The following is a 19,832-nucleotide window of genomic DNA, read 5'->3' on the forward strand; positions in this document are numbered from 1 at the left end:
AGCTCAATGAATCGCTAGCCCAGTGGTATATGGCGCATTAATCCCATACCAAAAATTTCTTTATAAGTGAGTCAGGATTGGACTTTTCCTTTTTAGCAAACTTCGTACCTTCTTCGAACGATTTAAGAGCTTCCGTTAAGCTGATAAAGGTGTAACCGTTTTGTTTGTAGAGATTAATAATGTCGGGTAGGACGTAAGCGTTGAGTAGGTTTGCATGGATCAATAATATTTGTGCTTGATCAGGCTTATGGGCAAGGCGGCTATGTTCCTCAGCTTTTAGAGTTTGTTGCCAAATAAAATTTAAATAACAAGGTTTTAACACATTAAGAAAATTGCGTCGCTCCTGTTGTTGAACAGCTAATAAAAGCTGGTTGAAAACAAAGTCCCTGCTGTCTATAGTAATTGGTGCGATTTGATAATTTTTTGCAGCAAGGTAATCAAGGACTTTCGCTTTTTTTGCGCCCTCGCTCATCGCTAAGTAAGGATAACGAAAATATTTAGGTTCGGTGAGGACGGGAGCTAAAATTTTGTCTGCTGTCTCAATTTCCTGAATATAATTGTCACTATTCATCCTATTCAAATTGGCATGGGAAAAGGTATGATTACCTAGTCCTAATCCTGCTTCACGAAATTTGTGGAGCATCTGCCAATTGTTCGCGCTAATCTCTCCCGCAATAACAAAGCCCGTAGCCGGGATTTCATTGGCTTTGATGGAATTGATGATCATATCTAAATGAAAGTTTTTGCTTTCGCCAACGAAAGGTAAGTCATCAATAGTAATTGCAATTTCTCGTTTTTGTGCAAAACAGATGTTCATTGCTAGGGTGATTAAAAGAAATATCAAGAAAGGCTTTTTAAACAAAATGGTTCTCATTAGTTGTTAGTAGGTAAACCAATATCATTTTTAACTTACATTCTTCATCTACCTCCTGTCGTTTGCCTATAGAACCGCCAAGGGGGTAACGCAGAATGCATTCGCGGCAAATAATACCACATCATTGCTAAGGTTACATGTTGGTTTTTTAGGCAGCCAGAGGACGCCTTTATTCAAAAAATAATCAATATGTGCTAAATATGTTATATTAAAATAAAATTTGTTTTCAAAGGTATTATGAAAGATTCCGTTGTTTTGCAGATTTATGCCAGTGCCTTCTCAAAAATGGGCGATCTAATTTATCTTCTCGATAAAGATGGTTTCCTTATCGATTGCAGTCATAATTTATTGCGCTTTTTTGGATTTAATCGTATTGAGGATAATTCAATAGGTGCGATTTATGAAATGATGGGTAAGGAAGGATTATGGACTTCCCAGCAAATTCAAAATTTCCAACAACATGATATTGATGCAATGCTATCGGGTAGAAATAGTAAAGAAGAGCAGGCTATTATAAACAATCACGGCTCAGTTCTTTATTTTGAAATTTCACGAATCCCGTTAGCCGATAAATCAGGTAATGCGCTAGGATTGCTTGTTGTCTTGCGTGATTTGACTAAATTAAAACAATTAAACACCCAATTAAGAAGTGCAAAATCACAACTTCGTTATAGCCATAGGCTTAGCGGCGCTTCATCGCATTCTGAAATAAGCCAACAAATCAGTGCATTAAAAATACTCCTTATTGAAGATAATGTTATCGCCCAAAAAGCAGAAAAAACGGTGTTAATGTCCTGCAAATGCATGACCGATGTAGTAGCGACTCCGCAACAAGCCGATGAAATTTTTAAGCCAGGTAAATACGATTTAGTATTGATGGATCTCACATTAGAAGAAGGGGACGGCTATCAGTTGACCGCTACCTTACGGAAAAGGGAACAAGGCAGTAATTATCGTGTTCCCATTATTGCTTTAACTGGCCATGATCCAACTGTGGTTGGTTTTAATTGTGAGGATGCAGAAATGGACGGTATTCTGCGCAAACCCTTAACAGTTGAACAAGCAAACCAACTGATACAACGTTATGTTCGTCACGTGGATGTGAACGTCAAAGGATTGCGAGAATTTAAACAATGAAAATTGTTTGATCCGAACCAAGAAATTTTCCGCCATTACTTCTTGCAATTTTATCCCAAGCCAGTATGCTTTAAATTATCGGGCCGTTAGCTCAGTTGGTAGAGCAGGAGGCTCTTAACCTCTGTGTCATAGGTTCGAGACCTATACGGCCCACCATTAAAATCAATCGGTTATATTGATTTTGTGTTTTAGCGTAAGCTCATTTCATTCAAAAATTTCAATTAATGATCTTGATATAATTGATCATTCTATGCTTAGATGCTCTGACAATTTTACCCTTCTATAGAAATGAATATTAAGGCTTACAGCCTGAATATTGTGTAGGGATACATGATGAAATTATTACCTTTATTGTCTCGATTCAGCCTTAGTTTAATTGGTTTAGTTTTTTGCACTGGAGTAGAAGCTGGTATTCCTTTATGGAAATTTACCCCAGATCCCAATTTCCCCCCCAGGTTATCCTTAAGCTCGGCAGGAACTGCGATAGTCAAATACATCGTAACCAATCAATCACAAAAAACGCATACTTTAGTCATGCAGCCGATGAACGGGATCAGCCAAATCCCATTAGGGACAGGGAGTTGCATCGATCCTTTTACTTTAGGGTATCAACAATCCTGTACCCTAGTCTTGCAAGTGGATGGCTCGGAATTAGTGGATAATGTGTTTGCAGGCCCTGTTGTTTGTAGTCAAGGTAGTACATTGCAATGTTATCAGCCGGGCTCAGCAGATAGCCTGTTCATCACACGAGAAGAGGCGATAAAACTCTATGTCAACGGCAGTCTACCAACTAACGGCAATGGAACGAGTTGGGCCGATGCGTTTAATAATTTACAGTCCGCACTAGAGGCTGCTGAAATCAGTGCCAGCCCTGTCGAAATCTGGGTTGCACAAGGAGTATATAAACCTTCTCGGGTTTATGCTCCGCAAGGAGTCGTTGGTGGTGCTTATGGAGTTAATACCCCTAAATTAAAAACGTTTAACTTACCCAGTGACACGGCTATCTATGGAGGATTTGTCGGAAACGAAACGAGGCGGGAAGAAAGAAATGGATTGCTTCACCCAACTATTTTGTGTGGTGACATGGAATCCACTTGCTTGCCCCTTATTCACCGAGTAACGATCGGGTTTGGCACGTACTTATGGCCGGAAACGATATTTTACCGGGTACAGGAGTTAAGAATGTTAAACTAGATAGTCTCATTGTCAGAGGCGGATATGCAAATGGTCCAGATAATGGCGTTTTAGGAACCCACAATGTGCTTCAGAGTTTATTTTATGATCATGCTGCTGGTGGAGGTCTTTTAGCGCGCTATGGCTCAACCATAGCACTCAGTAGAATGCTCTTTGACCAGAATGGTAGTGACGGTTCTAATGCGACAATCACTGAGATCTTAGCGGGACAGTTGCTTGTATTGGCATCAGGAGGAGGCGCTGTGGCAGCAATAGATCCCAATACTTTAATTACTATCAACAATTCCAGGTTTTTTAAGAACATCGCTTCATTCCAAGGTGCTAGTGGCGGGGCATTGATCAATATGATTAAGGCTTCGTATTCAATCACTGCAAGTCAGTTTGAACAAAATGTTTCCTTCCGTAATGGGGGGGCTATTCGGGGTAAAGATGCGAGTGACATCGGTATTTCATCGAGTATTTTTAACAATAATGTATTGTCAGGTCCTGTCCCGGATGCGAGTGGCGGCGCTATTGGCACAATCAATAGCAATTTATCGGTATTCGATTCAATTTTTACACAAAACGCCACTACGCCTACAGGTTTTGGCGGTGGTGCTATTTTTTTCCACATTCCTTTTAATGATGGCAGTCCTCATTTTTTAACTGTTGAAAGATCAAAATTCGCCAATAATTTTGCCGCAGCATTTGGAGGCGGCGGGGTTAATGTTTTTGGAATACTTCCTAATTTAGGTTCGCAAGCCCTGATCAATCGTTGTGAATTTAGTAACAATACTGGTGGTGTGGGCGGGGCAATTTATTTGGACTCAATCACTACAGCAGTAACACAATCTACTTTTTCGGCGAATACTGCGCAGTTGCAAGGCGGGGCAATTTTTTCTTCAAACTTTGGAAATGCCATCTTTAATTCTATTCAGCCTACTCAGCAGCAAATTTCAAATAATGTATTTTCAAATAATGCTATTGTGGGAGTGCCAGCAGGTACGGCTTCGCCGTTATTCTTCTTCAACTTTATCGCCAATTTCTTTAGCAATAACACCTCTTCAGTAAATGGTATGTCACCTGGGGGAGGTGCAATTGCGGTTGTGTTTTCGGGAAACACCAAGATTTTTAATAATGCTTTCACCTATAATGCCGCGTTGCGCAGCTTGCTGGAAGAACCAGGCCATGGAGGGGCGATATTAGTAGGCGGCATAGTAGGAACACCACTACCTATTGATCTGTCGCTTGCTTGTGCTTCTTCGAATTTGTTTTATGGCAATCAAGCAAATATCGATAATGATATTGCTGTGTATAATCCAGCAAATATACCAAACGGTGTAATTGTTGCTCCTTCGTGCCCTATTCCGGTTAAAGGTTAGGGTTTTAGGGGATTTGCAGGCATTATCCAGCGTGCTGAGGAGGGGAGATGATGCAGCCGTTTGCTCATCTTCCTCAGAAGCCCTTACTAACTTACTCTACAAACCCAAGCTCAACTAAAATGCATGGGCCTCTGGCAATTATATTTACATGATTTTTCATGCAGTTCTCAATAGCACTTTCACTTTCTGCACCAGGTTGCATCCAGACATTCTTTATGCCTTTTTCTATAGCTTGCTCCACCACCTTTTCAGTGATTGAAGGAGGCGTGACGATAGAGATACTGTTGACTGTTTCAGGTAAATCTGCAATGTCATTAAGGCAAGTTAAGCCTTCAATAAATCCTTCTTTAGGATTAACAGGGTAAACTGTTTTATAATGTTGCAAATAACAACGCAGCACTTTATTGCCAAATTTATCTCTATTCGTTGATGCACCGATAACTGCATAAGCATTTGAACTAAAGAACTTTTCGATTTGATCCAACATAGCTAGCATCCAAGCTGAAAGCCAGCAAACACCCGCTGTCATTTTCAACCATTTACTTCTTCATTTAAAGTTTAGCTTGTTTTAATTCATCTCGCTGGGATATCGATTCAGTGAGAAATAGTCAAGAAATTTAGAAAAATGCTAGGTTGCTAGCCCCTTGCTCTTCAACCTATCTAAAAATTATCACACAAAGTAGCAAGGATAATGATTTTGTTAGGTTGTTACAAGGCCATAGGAGAAGTTTTGACAGCTTTAAATTATCAGAATTTTTAAAAGGAGGATGCATAGCTAACTTCTTGATAATTCAAAATGAATTTGCAATAATCACTAGGATCAAAATTTGATCATAAAATGAATTATAACTAAGATAAAGATAGGGATATCATGGACTAATGACCTGATGAAGTGGTTAACACAAGAAATACTAGATCCTGGTAAATATCAGCTTCTACTCGAGAATTCCCTGCGCTCGATTTTTTTTAATGTGCTTATAGGGGGACTACTGTCTTTAGATTTTTTTCTTCAAAGTGTCCCTGTCACTCCTATATTAATATGGCTAACATGTGTTGTGGTTTTAAGCTTGATCCGTTGGCGCTACAGTAAACATGCAATAAAAAATGAGTTCTACCTTGGAGATAACCGCTCCTCAGTGCTTATTTTCTTAGTACTAACTTGTATGATGGGCTGTGTTTGGGGAGGAGGGTATGTATTTTTTCTTCAGTACATTAACTTAGTTAATGAAACCATATTCATTCTGATTTTGGGTGGAATGTGTGCTGGTGGGTCGGCTTCTCTTGCTGCATTTTTACCTGCCTATTATGCCTACTTACTACCCATCTTTTTACCTGTTATTTTTTATAATTACGCGATATTTGATCTTGAGCGAGCAATTTTAGCAACCATGTTTTCATTATTTGTCATCCTGGTAGCCACTGCAGCTCGAATCAATCATAAATTGATTGATAGAGTTTTCCAATTAAATTGCCAAAAAGATTCTTTAATCAAAGAATTATCTTTCTCTAACAAAAAATTAGAGGCATCAAATGAAGAAATTCGAATTCTATCAATTACTGATTCGCTAACGGGCTTATACAATAGGCGCTATTTTGATAATTGTTTGCAACGGGAAATACAAAGAGCAAAGCGGAACAAATACCCTTTAAGCCTCATACTTATTGATATCGATAATTTTAAATATATCAATGATACTTTTGGGCATCCTTATGGCGATGAATATTTACTACTCGTTGCTTCAGTTTAAAAAAAACAATACGTCGTACAAACGACATCTTAGTTCGCTTAGGTGGCGATGAGTTTGCAGCGATTTTAGCGAATATGGATGTCGATAGTGCAAGACATTTATGCCATACAATCAACTTGGAGTTTAAGGAGGTTAATACGCATAAAAATGTAACTCTCAGTATTGGCCTTGTGTGCGTGAATCCAGGTAATGAACATGAGATAAAAGTAATATTGTCATTATTGGATAAGCTTCTCTATCAAGCGAAAGAGAGGGGAAAAAACCAGACTATTTCACAAACTATTTAGAGGTGTATTGATGTTGTTTATTCATTCGATTTTGTCCTTATAGTTTTTAAATCAAACGAGAAGTGAATTCTATTTCAGCAACAAAATTTCATATGATGGCTATACTTTTAGAGTTAATGATTAAGTTTATCTTAAGAATTAATGGATAAAATTATAGATAATGAAAAAAGCTAAATTGGAGCTTTGTGGATGGCCTATTGTAAAAAATTTATTGATGGCATAAGTCTCATTAATTTCGCAGATAATTCCGCCGAACTAATTCGAAATACTTTAATTTCATACGCTTATAATGAACTATCAAAAGAGCTCGAAAAAATCAAAGAAGGTTTGGAAAATTTACCCCCCTCAATTCCAGATAATTCAAATGCCAACGAACTGCTCGCCCATTATAAGAAAACCCAGAAAGCAAAAGCTGAGTTAATTGCTAGACAAATGGGTGCTATGGAAGAGCTGGTTGGTGCAGAAAATCTTAAAAAGGAGAAACGGGTAGCCCTTGAAGGGGAGGAATTTATTAAGAGTTTTGCTAGTAAATTCCGCAACATTCGCCATTTAGCAGACACCTTATCTGATGCACCATCCGAAATTAAAGCATTGCAAACTCGTTTGTATACCGAGGTATTGTTTAAATTAGATCAAGCAGAACAGGAATCTCAACTGCAAACGCTATCTTCGGCCAATATTTTGGATATGATTCAGGAAGCAGTAGCGTTGTATAACACAACGGCGGATGAACAATTACGTAATCAATGTCATAAATTAGTCCAGATGGGTATTTATGAGTTGATAAGAAGTAAATGTGAGGCAGTTGCAGCACCTGAGAGCGTTGAGCCTAATTATCAAGAATATCAAAATTTTCTTGCAGCCTTAAGCGAGCAATTGCCCGATATCGGCGATTCATCCATTCTTGATAATTTGAGTGACTACAGAAGTACGGAAGGGAAATCTATTGCTAATTTGCTCGCTGAGGTTGAAGAAAAATTCAATATAAATCAATCGGCTGATTGGGATAAAGATGAAAAAATTAATGCCTTAATTGAGAAGAAATTTCTTTTTAATAAACTGAGGTTTGGGCAAGAAGATCGGCGAGAATACGCGCTAAAAATTCAAAAAAATCTAGAAAGAGATTTGTTTTGGGCAAGAGGGCAAATCTGGGAGATAGAGCTCTTTACTGCAAGTAATTTGGTCAATGATTTTTTCACGGCACTAGCTGAAAAGCGTTACCTTCGCCAAGATAAACAATTTAAACTCTTAAGTGATGCACCTCCCACGTATACTAATGTTGTATACAGTAAAGAGAAAGTACTTAAAGGCGAACCACCAGAAAGAACTTTAGTAAAGCAAAAATTGGAAGTGACTTTAGCTGCTGTTTTACATGGACGTGGTAGTCGTGAAAAAGCAATCTTTCCCACAGGAGACAGGATTCATCCCATCAACGAAAAGGACAAGGATAAGGCCATCAATTTAATAAAAAATTGCATAGATAAAAAGTTTGATACACCCATTGTTGAGATCACTGAAACAGGGCAAATACGTGTCAGTCTCTTTGCTATTGGAGATAAAGACGAAATGGCTCAAAAACTTTTTTATCACATCTTAGAGAAAAAAGGCTTTGGTGCAGGCGCTTATACATTGCTCATTGGTTCTGACGCAATTAGTGAAAAAATTTCTTGTCATACTCTCACGGGAAATACGCTTGAAGAGATCGAAAAGCAGATTGGTAAGCTAAGAATTTATGGATATCAAAGAGAAAAATATCTAGCTGCTTTGCAAAAGGTTAAGGGCAAAATAAAAGAAAGCCAAGTTACTTCAATCAGCGATTTAGTGATAAATGATAAAAAGCTAAACAGCAGTGAGCGGTTGCTGCTAGCAAAATTATTAGAATTAATGTTTAGCTATCCTTACCTCAAAGATGAGATTGTTTTTCCAGAGAAAATTCGACGGGCATTTACGGAAATTTCCAATGGAAATTTTGCCGCTGCATTTAGAATTTCTCAATTAGAGATTGTAGTTTCAAATGTTTTTGGGCAGTTGACCAAACTTGATGAAAGGGCGGTTGATCCTAGTGTTAAACCGATTGTTGAAAAGGCAAAACTCCTTGATGCTTCCACAGAAAAGCGTAATAAAAAATTGGAACTCTTAGAAGCTGCATTTGCTTTGAAGGACCAACCAACCATAGGGGAGCAACCATCCCATAAAGTGAAAGAAATTACCAAAATATTCTACGAAGAATATCAGGAAATGGCTGATACATTGAAACTGACAGAGGTTGATTTAGTACGGCTAGAAAAGGATATTCAGCTCATGGTTGATGAAATGGTTTGTTTAAGTGAACGAACAAAACAAGGTCAGCCTGCCATAAAAGATGAAGAGCAAGATGCTTATTTTTTAGCTATCAAGCAGATTGCCAAAGCTATTGCTCCTTGGGGCATGGCTGATGTGCAGTTCAAAATACCTCATGGCCATACTTCCCCATTCGCGTTAAAAATTATGCATCATTCTGGGGAAGAAAAAGAGGTAACCATTGATTTACAAAATGTGAAACTGCCATATTCACTGATTAAACCACCCGGCAAAGAGGAATTTATCTTTTCTTACGGCGGTAGCCGTGGGGTCATTGCACCTTTTGAAGGTTTTGATCTTGCCTATGTTGGAGAAGGAAAGGAAAAAAGACGTTTATTTACTCATTCTAGGCTGTTAGGAGTTGGACAATACAGTTCTGTCAAAGAGGTGGAGGATTTATTGACAGGCCTCAATAAAGCATTAAAAAAAGGGTATGTTCCTACCGAAAAATCGACTTTTACTAAAACCAGCCGGCTTGATCCACGAACAAGGCCCCTTTCTTCCCGTAATGATTCACATTACCGCATTGAGAGTGATGTTTTACAAAATTTACTGAAGGCAACTAGCGCAAATCCATTGCAGGCAACCGAAACCGCAAGGCTTTGGACCGTTGAAGACAAGCTTAGGCCAAAAGGTGGTCTCTATCGGGAAACAGGCAAGCCTGTTCAATATCGTATCCTAGCCGCGCGTGCGAAAGGGGAGACTTTTGCTGATAAAGCGAATGCAAAATTTAAAAAATACGCAAAAAATAATATTGCTTATCACAATCCTACCAGGCGTGATGCGAAAAATGTTAAACATTTGAGGAAGATGATTGCCTTATCGCAAGCTGTGGTCGGCGAATCGGCAAGATTAGCAGATTTAAAGTTTTCGCATAATGACATCAAGCCAGAAAATTTTCTTTATAAAAAAAACGAAGATGGAAGCTACCAAGTCAAATACATTGACTGGGCGACAGGCGGTTTTGTTCGGAATTACACTGGTGAAAAAACAGAAGTGGAAGCGGTGTTTGCTGAAATTTTCGGCGCTGACCTTAAATGTGTGTCTGACGGTGAAAAGTGCTCGGACGCTTCTGGACGTTTTGTTATAAGGGATGAGAAAGGATTAATCACTTATGGGGTCAATCCAGTACTCGAAATCCTACATGGGGAAAGGAATGGCACCCTACCTTACATAAGCCCTAAAGTTTTGGGTCCTGATAGAGAACGTCGACCGGTTGGTGGCAGTAAGCCTGTTCCAGCACTTAATACTCAACTGACAGCAAATGATCCCTATTTAGATGACTGGGCTCTAACCGCGATGACTTTTGGCATTTGTAATCGCCAAGCTTATTTTGCCTTGGTCAAAGGACGGGCAGTTTCTGATTATGTTGTACCTGGCATTTTAGAAACAGATGGCCAAGAGCCATTAGGTTTAGCAGTCATTAATCATAATAGCTTTAATGAGTTTTTTGCCTGCGGTGATGATGTAGCTACAGATGAAAATTTACGAAGTGGTGAATTTTATCAAAAACGGGATGCCGTGATGTATATCCCTTCTAATCAGAGGGAAGGGGAACCGATGCATTTGTATCGCCGACTCTTGCAATTAAAAAATGAGTTAGAGAAACAGGAAAAACCCGTTGAAAGTCCTGAAGGACAAATCATTCAAGATATTGAGCGAATACTCACCACGGTACATGAAGCAGTAGCCAGTGGAGAGGGACTGACAAAAGTACAACTCAAAGAGCAACTCAATTTAGCACAGCGTTGCTTACAAAATTATGCAAAATTACAGGATCTAACCTATCAACAATCCAAACAAAAATTAGAGTCCTTACAAACTATCCTCAAAGCAAATGAGGAAGGGAAAACCTATTCAGTTTACGATTTGTTACAACATTCCGAAGGAGAGAGTAGACTAAAAGTACTGTGTACTTATCCAAGTACAACGGAGCAAAAAATACGCGCTAAAGAAATTTTAGTTAAAGCATTTGACGAGCATGATTTTAATGAAACTTTTCTCGCGAGAGGAGTGCCTGGACGTACCCTATTGAAAGAATGCATTGAGCAAGGGCAAGAGGAAGTTCTTTTAGCTTTGTTGGGAAAAGTAACGTCGACAAACCCTGGCTTTATTAAGTTGGTAAAGAAAGATGCCTTACTCCACTATGCGGCTGAGCAGGGAATGACCCCAGTTTTTAATGCACTTATTAAAGCAGTGGGAAAGGCGGGCGCAACTCCAGAACAAACCTTTGGATTATTACTGGGCGAATATGGGCCTGGACGTATTGAAGGTGTACCCCATATTAAATGGGCCACTAATTGTTTTCATATTGCCATACGTAACAATAATGAAGAGCAATTAGAAACAATATTAAAAATCCTGCCGCCCGGCCAAGGAAATGATAAAGTTATCCATCATGCACTTCATCTTTGTGCAGTATGGGGAAATAAAGAATTCTTTAATCAAATTATTCGGACATATAACGAATTAAATCCAGGTAATCCCATCCTTGCTAAAGAAATTTTAAGCATGACATTTCCTCCGGATGATCTTTCTCCTTATCATTTATTCTTACAAAATGAATCGACATCCGGTTCCGATGTGATTGCTTGGAATGATTTAAAAGAAGATTCGGAACTTGCCAAAAACTTTCTCATCCCAAATCAGCCTTCTAGCCCGAATCCAGCAGCAATCGCCGCTGCAAATGGCAATTTTTCTGCAGTTTCACAATTAATTCAATTAGGTAAAGAGATCCAGTTATCAAATTCTGAATGGTTTCAATTCTTTACTCAACAAGACGAAAATGGAAAAAATTTATTAAACCACATTATCGAAAAACGTCAGTTTGATTACCTTAATCAATTCATTGCATCAATTAAAGAAATATCCCCTGATGATAGTGCAGCTATTTTAGTCCGTTTATTGAGTAACCCTAATCCAGTAAATCCTTTAAAAAACTATTTGGATTCTGAAACGAATCCTGGGCGGCAATTTGCAGTCACAACGCTATTACTGGACGCCATTTGTGACAACTATAAAAAAGAGGGCAGCGAAGAACAACAACGTGCTCGCACCGTCGCCCTTTTGATCAACCAAGATTGGTTAATTAAACAAGCTGAAAATCGTTTCAATCACAAGCTGCTAAGTAAGTTATTACAAAATGACGCATTGGCAGCTGAAGCTAAACAATTTCTTTTCAAAAAACTAAAAGACGCTGCCCAACCAGAGTCCAATGCAAAAGAATTTTATACTCAACTATACGCTCAAGTTTTTTCTCCCGAAGAAGAACAAGTCAAAACAACTCGAATTGATCTTTCTCAGGTGATGCTAGAGTTTGCTCGTCAGACGAATGATTTGGGTGGTTTGCTTAGTGCATTGATTGTTACTCATAAGAAATATGATGGACAAATCAAGTGGTATGAAGAGCAATTATCATTATTAAATGAAGAAGCAGAAAAAGCGCGAGTAGAACTTGAGTTAGCGCGCAAGGCGCATGAAGAAGCGCAGGTGCAATTGCAAGGTCGCTTGGATGAAGCGCTTAAGTCTTTGGAATCAGGCAAGGTTGATAAGTCAGCACTTGAGAAGACACTTGAGCAGTTGCGTAGCGAACTTAAAGAAACGAAAGAACAAGGTGAGCAAGCGATCGCTAAGCTTAAATCGAGCTATGAAGAGAAGCTTGGCGAGCAGACTGAACACGCAAAGGCAGAACTTGAGTTAGCGCGCAAGGCGCATGAAGAAGCGCAGGTGCAATTGCAAGGTCGCTTGGATGAAGCGCTTAAGTCTTTGGAATCAGGCAAGGTTGATAAGTCAGCACTTGAGAAGACACTCGAGCAGTTGCGTAGCGAACTTAAAGAAACGAAAGAACAAGGTGAGCAAGCGATCGCTAAGCTTAAATCGAGCTATGAAGAGAAGCTTGGCGAGCAGACTGAACACGCAAAGGCAGAACTTGAGTTAGCGCGCAAGGCGCATGAAGAAGCGCAGGTACAATTGCAAGGTCGCTTGGATGAAGCGCTTAAGTCTTTGGAATCAGGGAAGGTTGATAAGTCAGCGCTTGAGAAGACACTCGAGCAGTTGCGTAGCGAACTTAAAGAAACGAAAGAACAAGGTGAGCAAGCGATCGCTAAGCTTAAATCGAGCTATGAAGAGAAGCTTGGCGAGCAGACTGAACACGCAAAGGCAGAACTTGAGTTAGCGCGCAAGGCGCATGAAGAAGCGCAGGTGCAATTGCAAGGTCGCTTGGATGAAGCGCTTAAGTCTTTGGAATCAGGCAAGGTTGATAAGTCAGCACTTGAGAAGACACTCGAGCAGTTGCGTAGCGAACTTAAAGAAACGAAAGAACAAGGTGAGCAAGCGATCGCTAAGCTTAAATCGAGCTATGAAGAGAAGCTTGGCGAGCAGACTGAACACGCAAAGGCAGAACTTGAGTTAGCGCACAAGGCGCATGAAGAAGCGCAGGTGCAATTGCAAGGTCGTTTGGATGAAGCGCTTAAGTCTTTGGAATCAGGCAAGGTTGATAAGTCAGCACTTGAGAAGACACTCGAGCAGTTGCGTAGCGAACTTAAAGAAACGAAAGAACAAGGTGAGCAAGCGATCGCTAAGCTTAAATCGAGCTATGAAGAGAAGCTTGGCGAGCAGACTGAACACGCAAAGGCAGAACTTGAGTTAGCGCACAAGGCGCATGAAGAAGCGCAGGTGCAATTGCAAGGTCGCTTGGATGAAGCGCTTAAGTCTTTGGAATCAGGCAAGGTTGATAAGTCAGCGCTTGAGAAGACACTCGAGCAGTTGCGTAGCGAACTTAAAGAAACGAAAGAACAAGGTGAGCAAGCGATCGCTAAGCTTAAATCGAGCTATGAAGAGAAGCTTGGCGAGCAGACTGAACACGCAAAGGCAGAACTTGAGTTAGCGCGCAAGGCGCATGAAGAAGCGCAGGTGCAATTGCAAGGTCGCTTGGATGAAGCGCTTAAGTCTTTGGAATCAGGCAAGGTTGATAAGTCAGCGCTTGAGAAGACACTCGAGCAGTTGCGTAGCGAACTTAAAGAAACGAAAGAACAAGGTGAGCAAGCGATCGCTAAGCTTAAATCGAGCTATGAAGAGAAGCTTGGCGAGCAGACTGAACACGCAAAGGCAGAACTTGAGTTAGCGCGCAAGGCGCATGAAGAAGCGCAGGTGCAATTGCAAGGTCGCTTGGATGAAGCGCTTAAGTCTTTGGAATCAGGGAAGGTTGATAAGTCAGCGCTTGAGAAGACACTTGAGCAGTTGCGTAGCGAACTTAAAGAAACGAAAGAACAAGGTGAGCAAGCGATCGCTAAGCTTAAATCGAGCTATGAAGAGAAGCTTGGCGAGCAGACTGAACACGCAAGGGCAGAACTTGAGTTAGCGCGCAAGGCGCATGAAGAAGCGCAGGTGCAATTGCAAGGTCGTTTGGATGAAGCGCTTAAGTCTTTGGAATCAGGGAAGGTTGATAAGTCAGCACTTGAGAAGACACTTGAGCAGTTGCGTAGCGAACTTAAAGAAACGAAAGAACAAGGTGAGCAAGCGATCGCTAAGCTTAAATCGAGCTATGAAGAGAAGCTTGGCGAGCAGACTGAACACGCAAGGGCAGAACTTGAGTTAGCGCGCAAGATGCATGAAGAAGCGCAGGTGCAATTGCAAGGTCGTTTGGATGAAGCGCTTAAGTCTTTGGAATCAGGGAAGGTTGATAAGTCAGCACTTGAGAAGACACTTGAGCAGTTGCGTAGCGAACTTAAAGAAACGAAAGAACAAGGTGAGCAAGCGATCGCTAAGCTTAAATCGAGCTATGAAGAGAAGCTTGGCGAGCAGACTGAACACGCAAAGGCAGAACTTGAGTTAGCGCGCAAGGCGCATGAAGAAGCGCAGGTGCAATTGCAAGGTCGCTTGGATGAAGCGCTTAAGTCTTTGGAATCAGGCAAGGTTGATAAGTCAGCGCTTGAGAAGACACTCGAGCAGTTGCGTAGCGAACTTAAAGAAACGAAAGAACAAGGTGAGCAAGCGATCGCTAAGCTTAAATCGAGCTATGAAGAGAAGCTTGGCGAGCAGACTGAACACGCAAAGGCAGAACTTGAGTTAGCGCGCAAGGCGCATGAAGAAGCGCAGGTGCAATTGCAAGGTCGCTTGGATGAAGCGCTTAAGTCTTTGGAATCAGGGAAGGTTGATAAGTCAGCGCTTGAGAAGACACTCGAGCAGTTGCGTAGCGAACTTAAAGAAACGAAAGAACAAGGTGAGCAAGCGATCGCTAAGCTTAAATCGAGCTATGAAGAGAAGCTTGGCGAGCAGACTGAACACGCAAAGGCAGAACTTGAGTTAGCGCGCAAGGCGCATGAAGAAGCGCAGGTGCAATTGCAAGGTCGCTTGGATGAAGCGCTTAAGTCTTTGGAATCAGGCAAGGTTGATAAGTCAGCACTTGAGAAGACACTCGAGCAGTTGCGTAGCGAACTTAAAGAAACGAAAGAACAAGGTGAGCAAGCGATCGCTAAGCTTAAATCGAGCTATGAAGAGAAGCTTGGCGAGCAGACTGAACACGCAAAGGCAGAACTTGAGTTAGCGCGCAAGGCGCATGAAGAAGCGCAGGTGCAATTGCAAGGTCGTTTGGATGAAGCGCTTAAGTCTTTGGAATCAGGGAAGGTTGATAAGTCAGCGCTTGAGAAGACACTCGAGCAGTTGCGTAGCGAACTTAAAGAAACGAAAGAACAAGGTGAGCAAGCGATCGCTAAGCTTAAATCGAGCTATGAAGAGAAGCTTGGCGAGCAGACTGAACACGCAAAGGCAGAACTTGAGTTAGCGCGCAAGGCGCATGAAGAAGCGCAGGTGCAATTGCAAGGTCGCTTGGATGAAGCGCTTAAGTCTTTGGAATCAGGCAAGGTTGATAAGTCAGCACTTGAGAAGACACTCGAGCAGTTGCGTAGCGAACTTAAAGAAACGAAAGAACAAGGTGAGCAAGCGATCGCTAAGCTTAAATCGAGCTATGAAGAGAAGCTTGGCGAGCAGACTGAACACGCAAAGGCAGAACTTGAGTTAGCGCGCAAGGCGCATGAAGAAGCGCAGGTGCAATTGCAAGGTCGTTTGGATGAAGCGCTTAAGTCTTTGGAATCAGGCAAGGTTGATAAGTCAGCACTTGAGAAGACACTCGAGCAGTTGCGTAGCGAACTTAAAGAAACGAAAGAACAAGGTGAGCAAGCGATCGCTAAGCTTAAATCGAGCTATGAAGAGAAGCTTGGCGAGCAGACTGAACACGCAAAGGCAGAACTTGAGTTAGCGCGCAAGGCGCATGAAGAAGCGCAGGTGCAATTGCAAGGTCGCTTGGATGAAGCGCTTAAGTCTTTGGAATCAGGCAAGGTTGATAAGTCAGCGCTTGAGAAGACACTCGAGCAGTTGCGTAGCGAACTTAAAGAAACGAAAGAACAAGGTGAGCAAGCGATCGCTAAGCTTAAATCGAGCTATGAAGAGAAGCTTGGCGAGCAGACTGAACACGCAAAGGCAGAACTTGAGTTAGCGCGCAAGGCGCATGAAGAAGCGCAGGTGCAATTGCAAGGTCGCTTGGATGAAGCGCTTAAGTCTTTGGAATCAGGGAAGGTTGATAAGTCAGCGCTTGAGAAGACACTCGAGCAGTTGCGTAGCGAACTTAAAGAAACGAAAGAACAAGGTGAGCAAGCGATCGCTAAGCTTAAATCGAGCTATGAAGAGAAGCTTGGCGAGCAGACTGAACACGCAAAGGCAGAACTTGAGTTAGCGCGCAAGGCGCATGAAGAAGCGCAGGTGCAATTGCAAGGTCGCTTGGATGAAGCGCTTAAGTCTTTGGAATCAGGCAAGGTTGATAAGTCAGCACTTGAGAAGACACTCGAGCAGTTGCGTAGCGAACTTAAAGAAACGAAAGAACAAGGTGAGCAAGCGATCGCTAAGCTTAAATCGAGCTATGAAGAGAAGCTTGGCGAGCAGACTGAACACGCAAAGGCAGAACTTGAGTTAGCGCACAAGGCGCATGAAGAAGCGCAGGTGCAATTGCAAGGTCGTTTGGATGAAGCGCTTAAGTCTTTGGAATCAGGCAAGGTTGATAAGTCAGCACTTGAGAAGACACTCGAGCAGTTGCGTAGCGAACTTAAAGAAACGAAAGAACAAGGTGAGCAAGCGATCGCTAAGCTTAAATCGAGCTATGAAGAGAAGCTTGGCGAGCAGACTGAACACGCAAGGGCAGAACTTGAGTTAGCGCGCAAGGCGCATGAAGAAGCGCAGGTGCAATTGCAAGGTCGTTTGGATGAAGCGCTTAAGTCTTTGGAATCAGGGAAGGTTGATAAGTCAGCACTTGAGAAGACACTCGAGCAGTTGCGTAGCGAACTTAAAGAAACGAAAGAACAAGGTGAGCAAGCGATCGCTAAGCTTAAATCGAGCTATGAAGAGAAGCTTGGCGAGCAGACTGAACACGCAAGGGCAGAACTTGAGTTAGCGCGCAAGACGCATGAAGAAGCGCAGGTGCAATTCCAGAGGGAACTTGAAGAACAGCAGCGAATTATAGATGCGACCAAAGAGAGTGAGCAAAAACAAAAAGAATTAACTGAACAATATAAAAAAGAACTTCAAGAATTAAGAGAAACCTTAAGAAAAGCAGAGGAAGAAAAAAGGCGTCATGAAGAAGAGATGCTACGTCGTGAACAGGGAGTAAGCGAGCGGGAAATCGAGGTAAAGCATCGTGAAGATGAAGTTACTCGACGAGAAGAAAGGGCGAATGATTGGGAAGAGGAGCTTCGGGATCATACTGAAAAAGTTTCTCAGCGCGAAGAAGAGGTGGAACAACGAATTCGCGAAATTGACCTTCGTGAAGAAGAAATGCGACGATGGGAGGAAGAGTTAATTCATCGAGAAGATGAATTAAGACGTCATGAAAAAGATCTAGCTGAACGAGAAGAAGATCTAGTTGAACGTGAAGAAGATCTAGTTGAACGTGAAGAAGACCTTCGTAGACAAGCACAAAGACTAGCTGATGATCTTGATCCAAGACTTGCTGCTCAAAGAAGGGCACTTGCTGCTCTGCTGGACATCATCTCAAAAAGCAAAGATGACGATTTACTTGAGAAAATCCGTGATGCAGAAAGCAATGAGGAGTTGGAAGATGCAGGGCTTAAACCTAAGTTGGTAAGGTCTTTAGAAGAAGAGGACGCTTACCGAATGCTTATTGCTCCGGCGGAAGACAGACTTGAAGAATTACGCTTACAGAGAGAAGCTAAAAAAGCACGACTGTTAGATCCTGCGCAATATCGAGATGCTTTACGTGAAGATGTAAGAGAATTAAAGAAAGCGATAAGTAACCTGAAGGATATTATTGCGATTGATAAAAATACTCAATCGGATTTAAGAGCATTGGCGGGATTGTCGCCTATTCACTTGTTTAATCCGGGATTTCAGGCGGCGGCTAAGAAGCATGCGGACGAATTGGGCGGCTATTATGAGAATTTAGCGAAAAACTGCACCACTCTGGTCGAATATCTGAGGGTCTTACGCGCTGACATAAAGGATAAACTGGCTAGCCTTCCCTCTGATCATGATTTAGAACCCTTAGATTTAACTCAAAAACAAGCGATTCAAAAAAGACGGGATCAACTAAACCAAATATTGGATAAAATTCAGCCTGAATTAGATCTTCATGAGCCTCTGCAAAAGAAATTTTATGGGGATCGCAAAGCAAAAAATCCGCTTTTGCAGCAAGGTATTTTAAAAACAATAAAACAGGCGAGGTCGGGGCAATTTAATCTTAAATTTACAACGTTCTCAAGCGATTACGAAGATTTCGATTTAGAGCAGAAAGAGACTTTCTTTAAAGAAGATTTTGTGCCGAAGGCAAAAGATAAGAAAGCGACTTCTGTAATGGTTCAGGATAACTTAAGTAACAATTACTATCGTACTGTTTATGCATTAAAACAAGGCAAAGGCCGCTTGCACACGATTAATCCTGATAAACCGAAAGTGGTAGGAACATTTACCGAGGAACAGCAACAAGCAAGTATGGATAGCCATGCTTATAAGAAGCCTAACCCCACAACGCATACCCCGATCGTTAAATTTACAGTAGCCAAATTTCCAGAGGGGGATGATAATGATCCGGAAGTGGTAACAGGTCGTGTTCAATTTGCTATTGGTATTGCGAGCGAATTGTTATCCCGTTACGATACGCCTCCTACCAAAGCAAATCCTATTCCTTTAGACGGCAGTGATCCACTGCAACTAAAGTATATTTGGACTGCATTAATCGTACTTGGGCAAGAGATGCCTGATATGAAATTCGATCGTCATGCGATTAAAGTGCTTGATCGTACCGCTTTTGATCCTAAACATGGCGAATTAGTCAAACGCTTTTTTGGTAAGTTTGGTAATTACACGTTCGCTGAAAAGTCTCATTTTGCTACGCGTTTCAAAACTCAGCCTGCACTTAGAGATTATATTGCGGCGGCTAAAGAGGCAATGACTAATAAGTTCGGTCATCAAGAGGCTAGAGAAGAAGCGAAGAAGGTTTTAGAGAGAGCGAATCAAACCTTTTTTGCACCGGAGTCAAAACGAACGGTTGAAAAGATCGAGAGTGCATTAGACAAGGGTATTCCTAGATCACATTGATAAAATCAAAGGAAGTTATTTAATCCCCCTCTCCCTAACCCTCTCCCCCAAACTTTGTGCGGGGGAGAGGGGAAAGGTTTTTTCTGATTTTTTTCTCCGTACTTTGTACGTAGGAGCAGAGAATTCCCCCCTCTCCCTAACCCTCTCCCCCGCACTTTGTGCAGGGGAGAGGGGAAAGGTTTTTTCTGATTTTTTTCTCCGTACTTTGTACGTGGGAGCAGAGAATTCCCCCCTCTCCCTAGCCCTCTCCCCCACACTTTGTGCGGGGGAGAGGGGAAAGGTTTTTTCTGAT

The 19,832-nt window shown here is 41.6% G+C and carries 8 protein-coding genes and 1 tRNA gene; 7 read left to right on the plus strand and 2 right to left on the minus strand.

Going from position 1 to position 19,832, the window contains the following annotated elements:
• Nucleotides 1-37 precede the first annotated feature (37 nt).
• On the minus strand, nucleotides 38-874 hold the full coding sequence (locus LMI_RS04085) for a polysaccharide deacetylase family protein (RefSeq protein ID WP_045098657.1): 837 nt from the start codon (nucleotides 872-874) through the stop codon (nucleotides 38-40).
• Nucleotides 875-1,111: 237 nt separating this feature from the next.
• On the opposite strand from LMI_RS04085, the gene LMI_RS04090 reads away from it, so the two are divergent.
• From LMI_RS04090 to LMI_RS15595, 4 genes are all read left to right on the plus strand, one after another.
• Nucleotides 1,112-2,011, plus strand: coding sequence for a response regulator (locus LMI_RS04090; protein ID WP_045098658.1), 900 nt, complete (start codon nucleotides 1,112-1,114; stop codon nucleotides 2,009-2,011).
• 80 nt (nucleotides 2,012-2,091) lie between these two features.
• Nucleotides 2,092-2,167, plus strand: a tRNA-Lys gene (locus LMI_RS04095).
• Nucleotides 2,168-2,341: 174 nt separating this feature from the next.
• Complete coding sequence (locus LMI_RS15590; RefSeq protein ID WP_231852226.1) at nucleotides 2,342-3,205, plus strand: hypothetical protein; 864 nt, start codon at nucleotides 2,342-2,344, stop codon at nucleotides 3,203-3,205.
• Nucleotides 3,154-4,566, plus strand: coding sequence for a hypothetical protein (locus LMI_RS15595; protein WP_052679446.1), 1,413 nt, complete (start codon nucleotides 3,154-3,156; stop codon nucleotides 4,564-4,566). Before LMI_RS15590 ends, LMI_RS15595 begins: the two co-directional genes overlap by 52 nt.
• A gap of 91 nt (nucleotides 4,567-4,657) precedes the next feature.
• Here LMI_RS15595 and LMI_RS04105 read toward each other — a convergent pair whose 3' ends face one another.
• On the minus strand, nucleotides 4,658-5,053 hold the full coding sequence (locus LMI_RS04105; RefSeq protein WP_045100557.1) for a CoA-binding protein: 396 nt from the start codon (nucleotides 5,051-5,053) through the stop codon (nucleotides 4,658-4,660).
• Nucleotides 5,054-5,453: 400 nt separating this feature from the next.
• Here LMI_RS04105 and LMI_RS04110 point away from each other — a divergent pair, with 400 nt between their 5' ends.
• The 3 genes from LMI_RS04110 to LMI_RS04115 all read left to right on the plus strand — a co-directional run bounded on the left by LMI_RS04110 (nucleotide 5,454) and on the right by LMI_RS04115 (nucleotide 19,540).
• Nucleotides 5,454-6,314: a GGDEF domain-containing protein gene (locus LMI_RS04110; protein ID WP_052679447.1), complete on the plus strand. Its 861-nt coding sequence runs from the start codon at nucleotides 5,454-5,456 to the stop codon at nucleotides 6,312-6,314.
• Nucleotides 6,315-6,322: 8 nt separating this feature from the next.
• Nucleotides 6,323-6,601, plus strand: coding sequence for a diguanylate cyclase (locus LMI_RS15805; RefSeq protein ID WP_432416318.1), 279 nt, complete (start codon nucleotides 6,323-6,325; stop codon nucleotides 6,599-6,601).
• 189 nt (nucleotides 6,602-6,790) lie between these two features.
• Nucleotides 6,791-19,540, plus strand: a complete 12,750-nt coding sequence (locus LMI_RS04115) for a hypothetical protein (protein ID WP_045098659.1) — start codon at nucleotides 6,791-6,793, stop codon at nucleotides 19,538-19,540.
• Nucleotides 19,541-19,832 lie beyond the last annotated feature (292 nt).

It is taken from the genome of Legionella micdadei (genome assembly GCF_000953635.1).
Lineage (GTDB): Bacteria > Pseudomonadota > Gammaproteobacteria > Legionellales > Legionellaceae > Tatlockia > Tatlockia micdadei.

What these genes read in the sequence shown, in the direction of transcription:
- LMI_RS04085 (WP_045098657.1), bottom strand. Translation starts at nt 874, where the DNA reads ATGAGAACCATTTTGTTTAAAAAGCCTTTCTTGATATTTCTTTTAATC.
- LMI_RS04090 (WP_045098658.1), top strand. Translation starts at nt 1,112, where the DNA reads ATGAAAGATTCCGTTGTTTTGCAGATTTATGCCAGTGCCTTCTCAAAA.
- LMI_RS15590 (WP_231852226.1), top strand. Translation starts at nt 2,342, where the DNA reads ATGATGAAATTATTACCTTTATTGTCTCGATTCAGCCTTAGTTTAATT.
- LMI_RS15595 (WP_052679446.1), top strand. Translation starts at nt 3,154, where the DNA reads ATGGCCGGAAACGATATTTTACCGGGTACAGGAGTTAAGAATGTTAAA.
- LMI_RS04105 (WP_045100557.1), bottom strand. Translation starts at nt 5,053, where the DNA reads ATGTTGGATCAAATCGAAAAGTTCTTTAGTTCAAATGCTTATGCAGTT.
- LMI_RS04110 (WP_052679447.1), top strand. Translation starts at nt 5,454, where the DNA reads ATGAAGTGGTTAACACAAGAAATACTAGATCCTGGTAAATATCAGCTT.
- LMI_RS04115 (WP_045098659.1), top strand. Translation starts at nt 6,791, where the DNA reads ATGGCCTATTGTAAAAAATTTATTGATGGCATAAGTCTCATTAATTTC.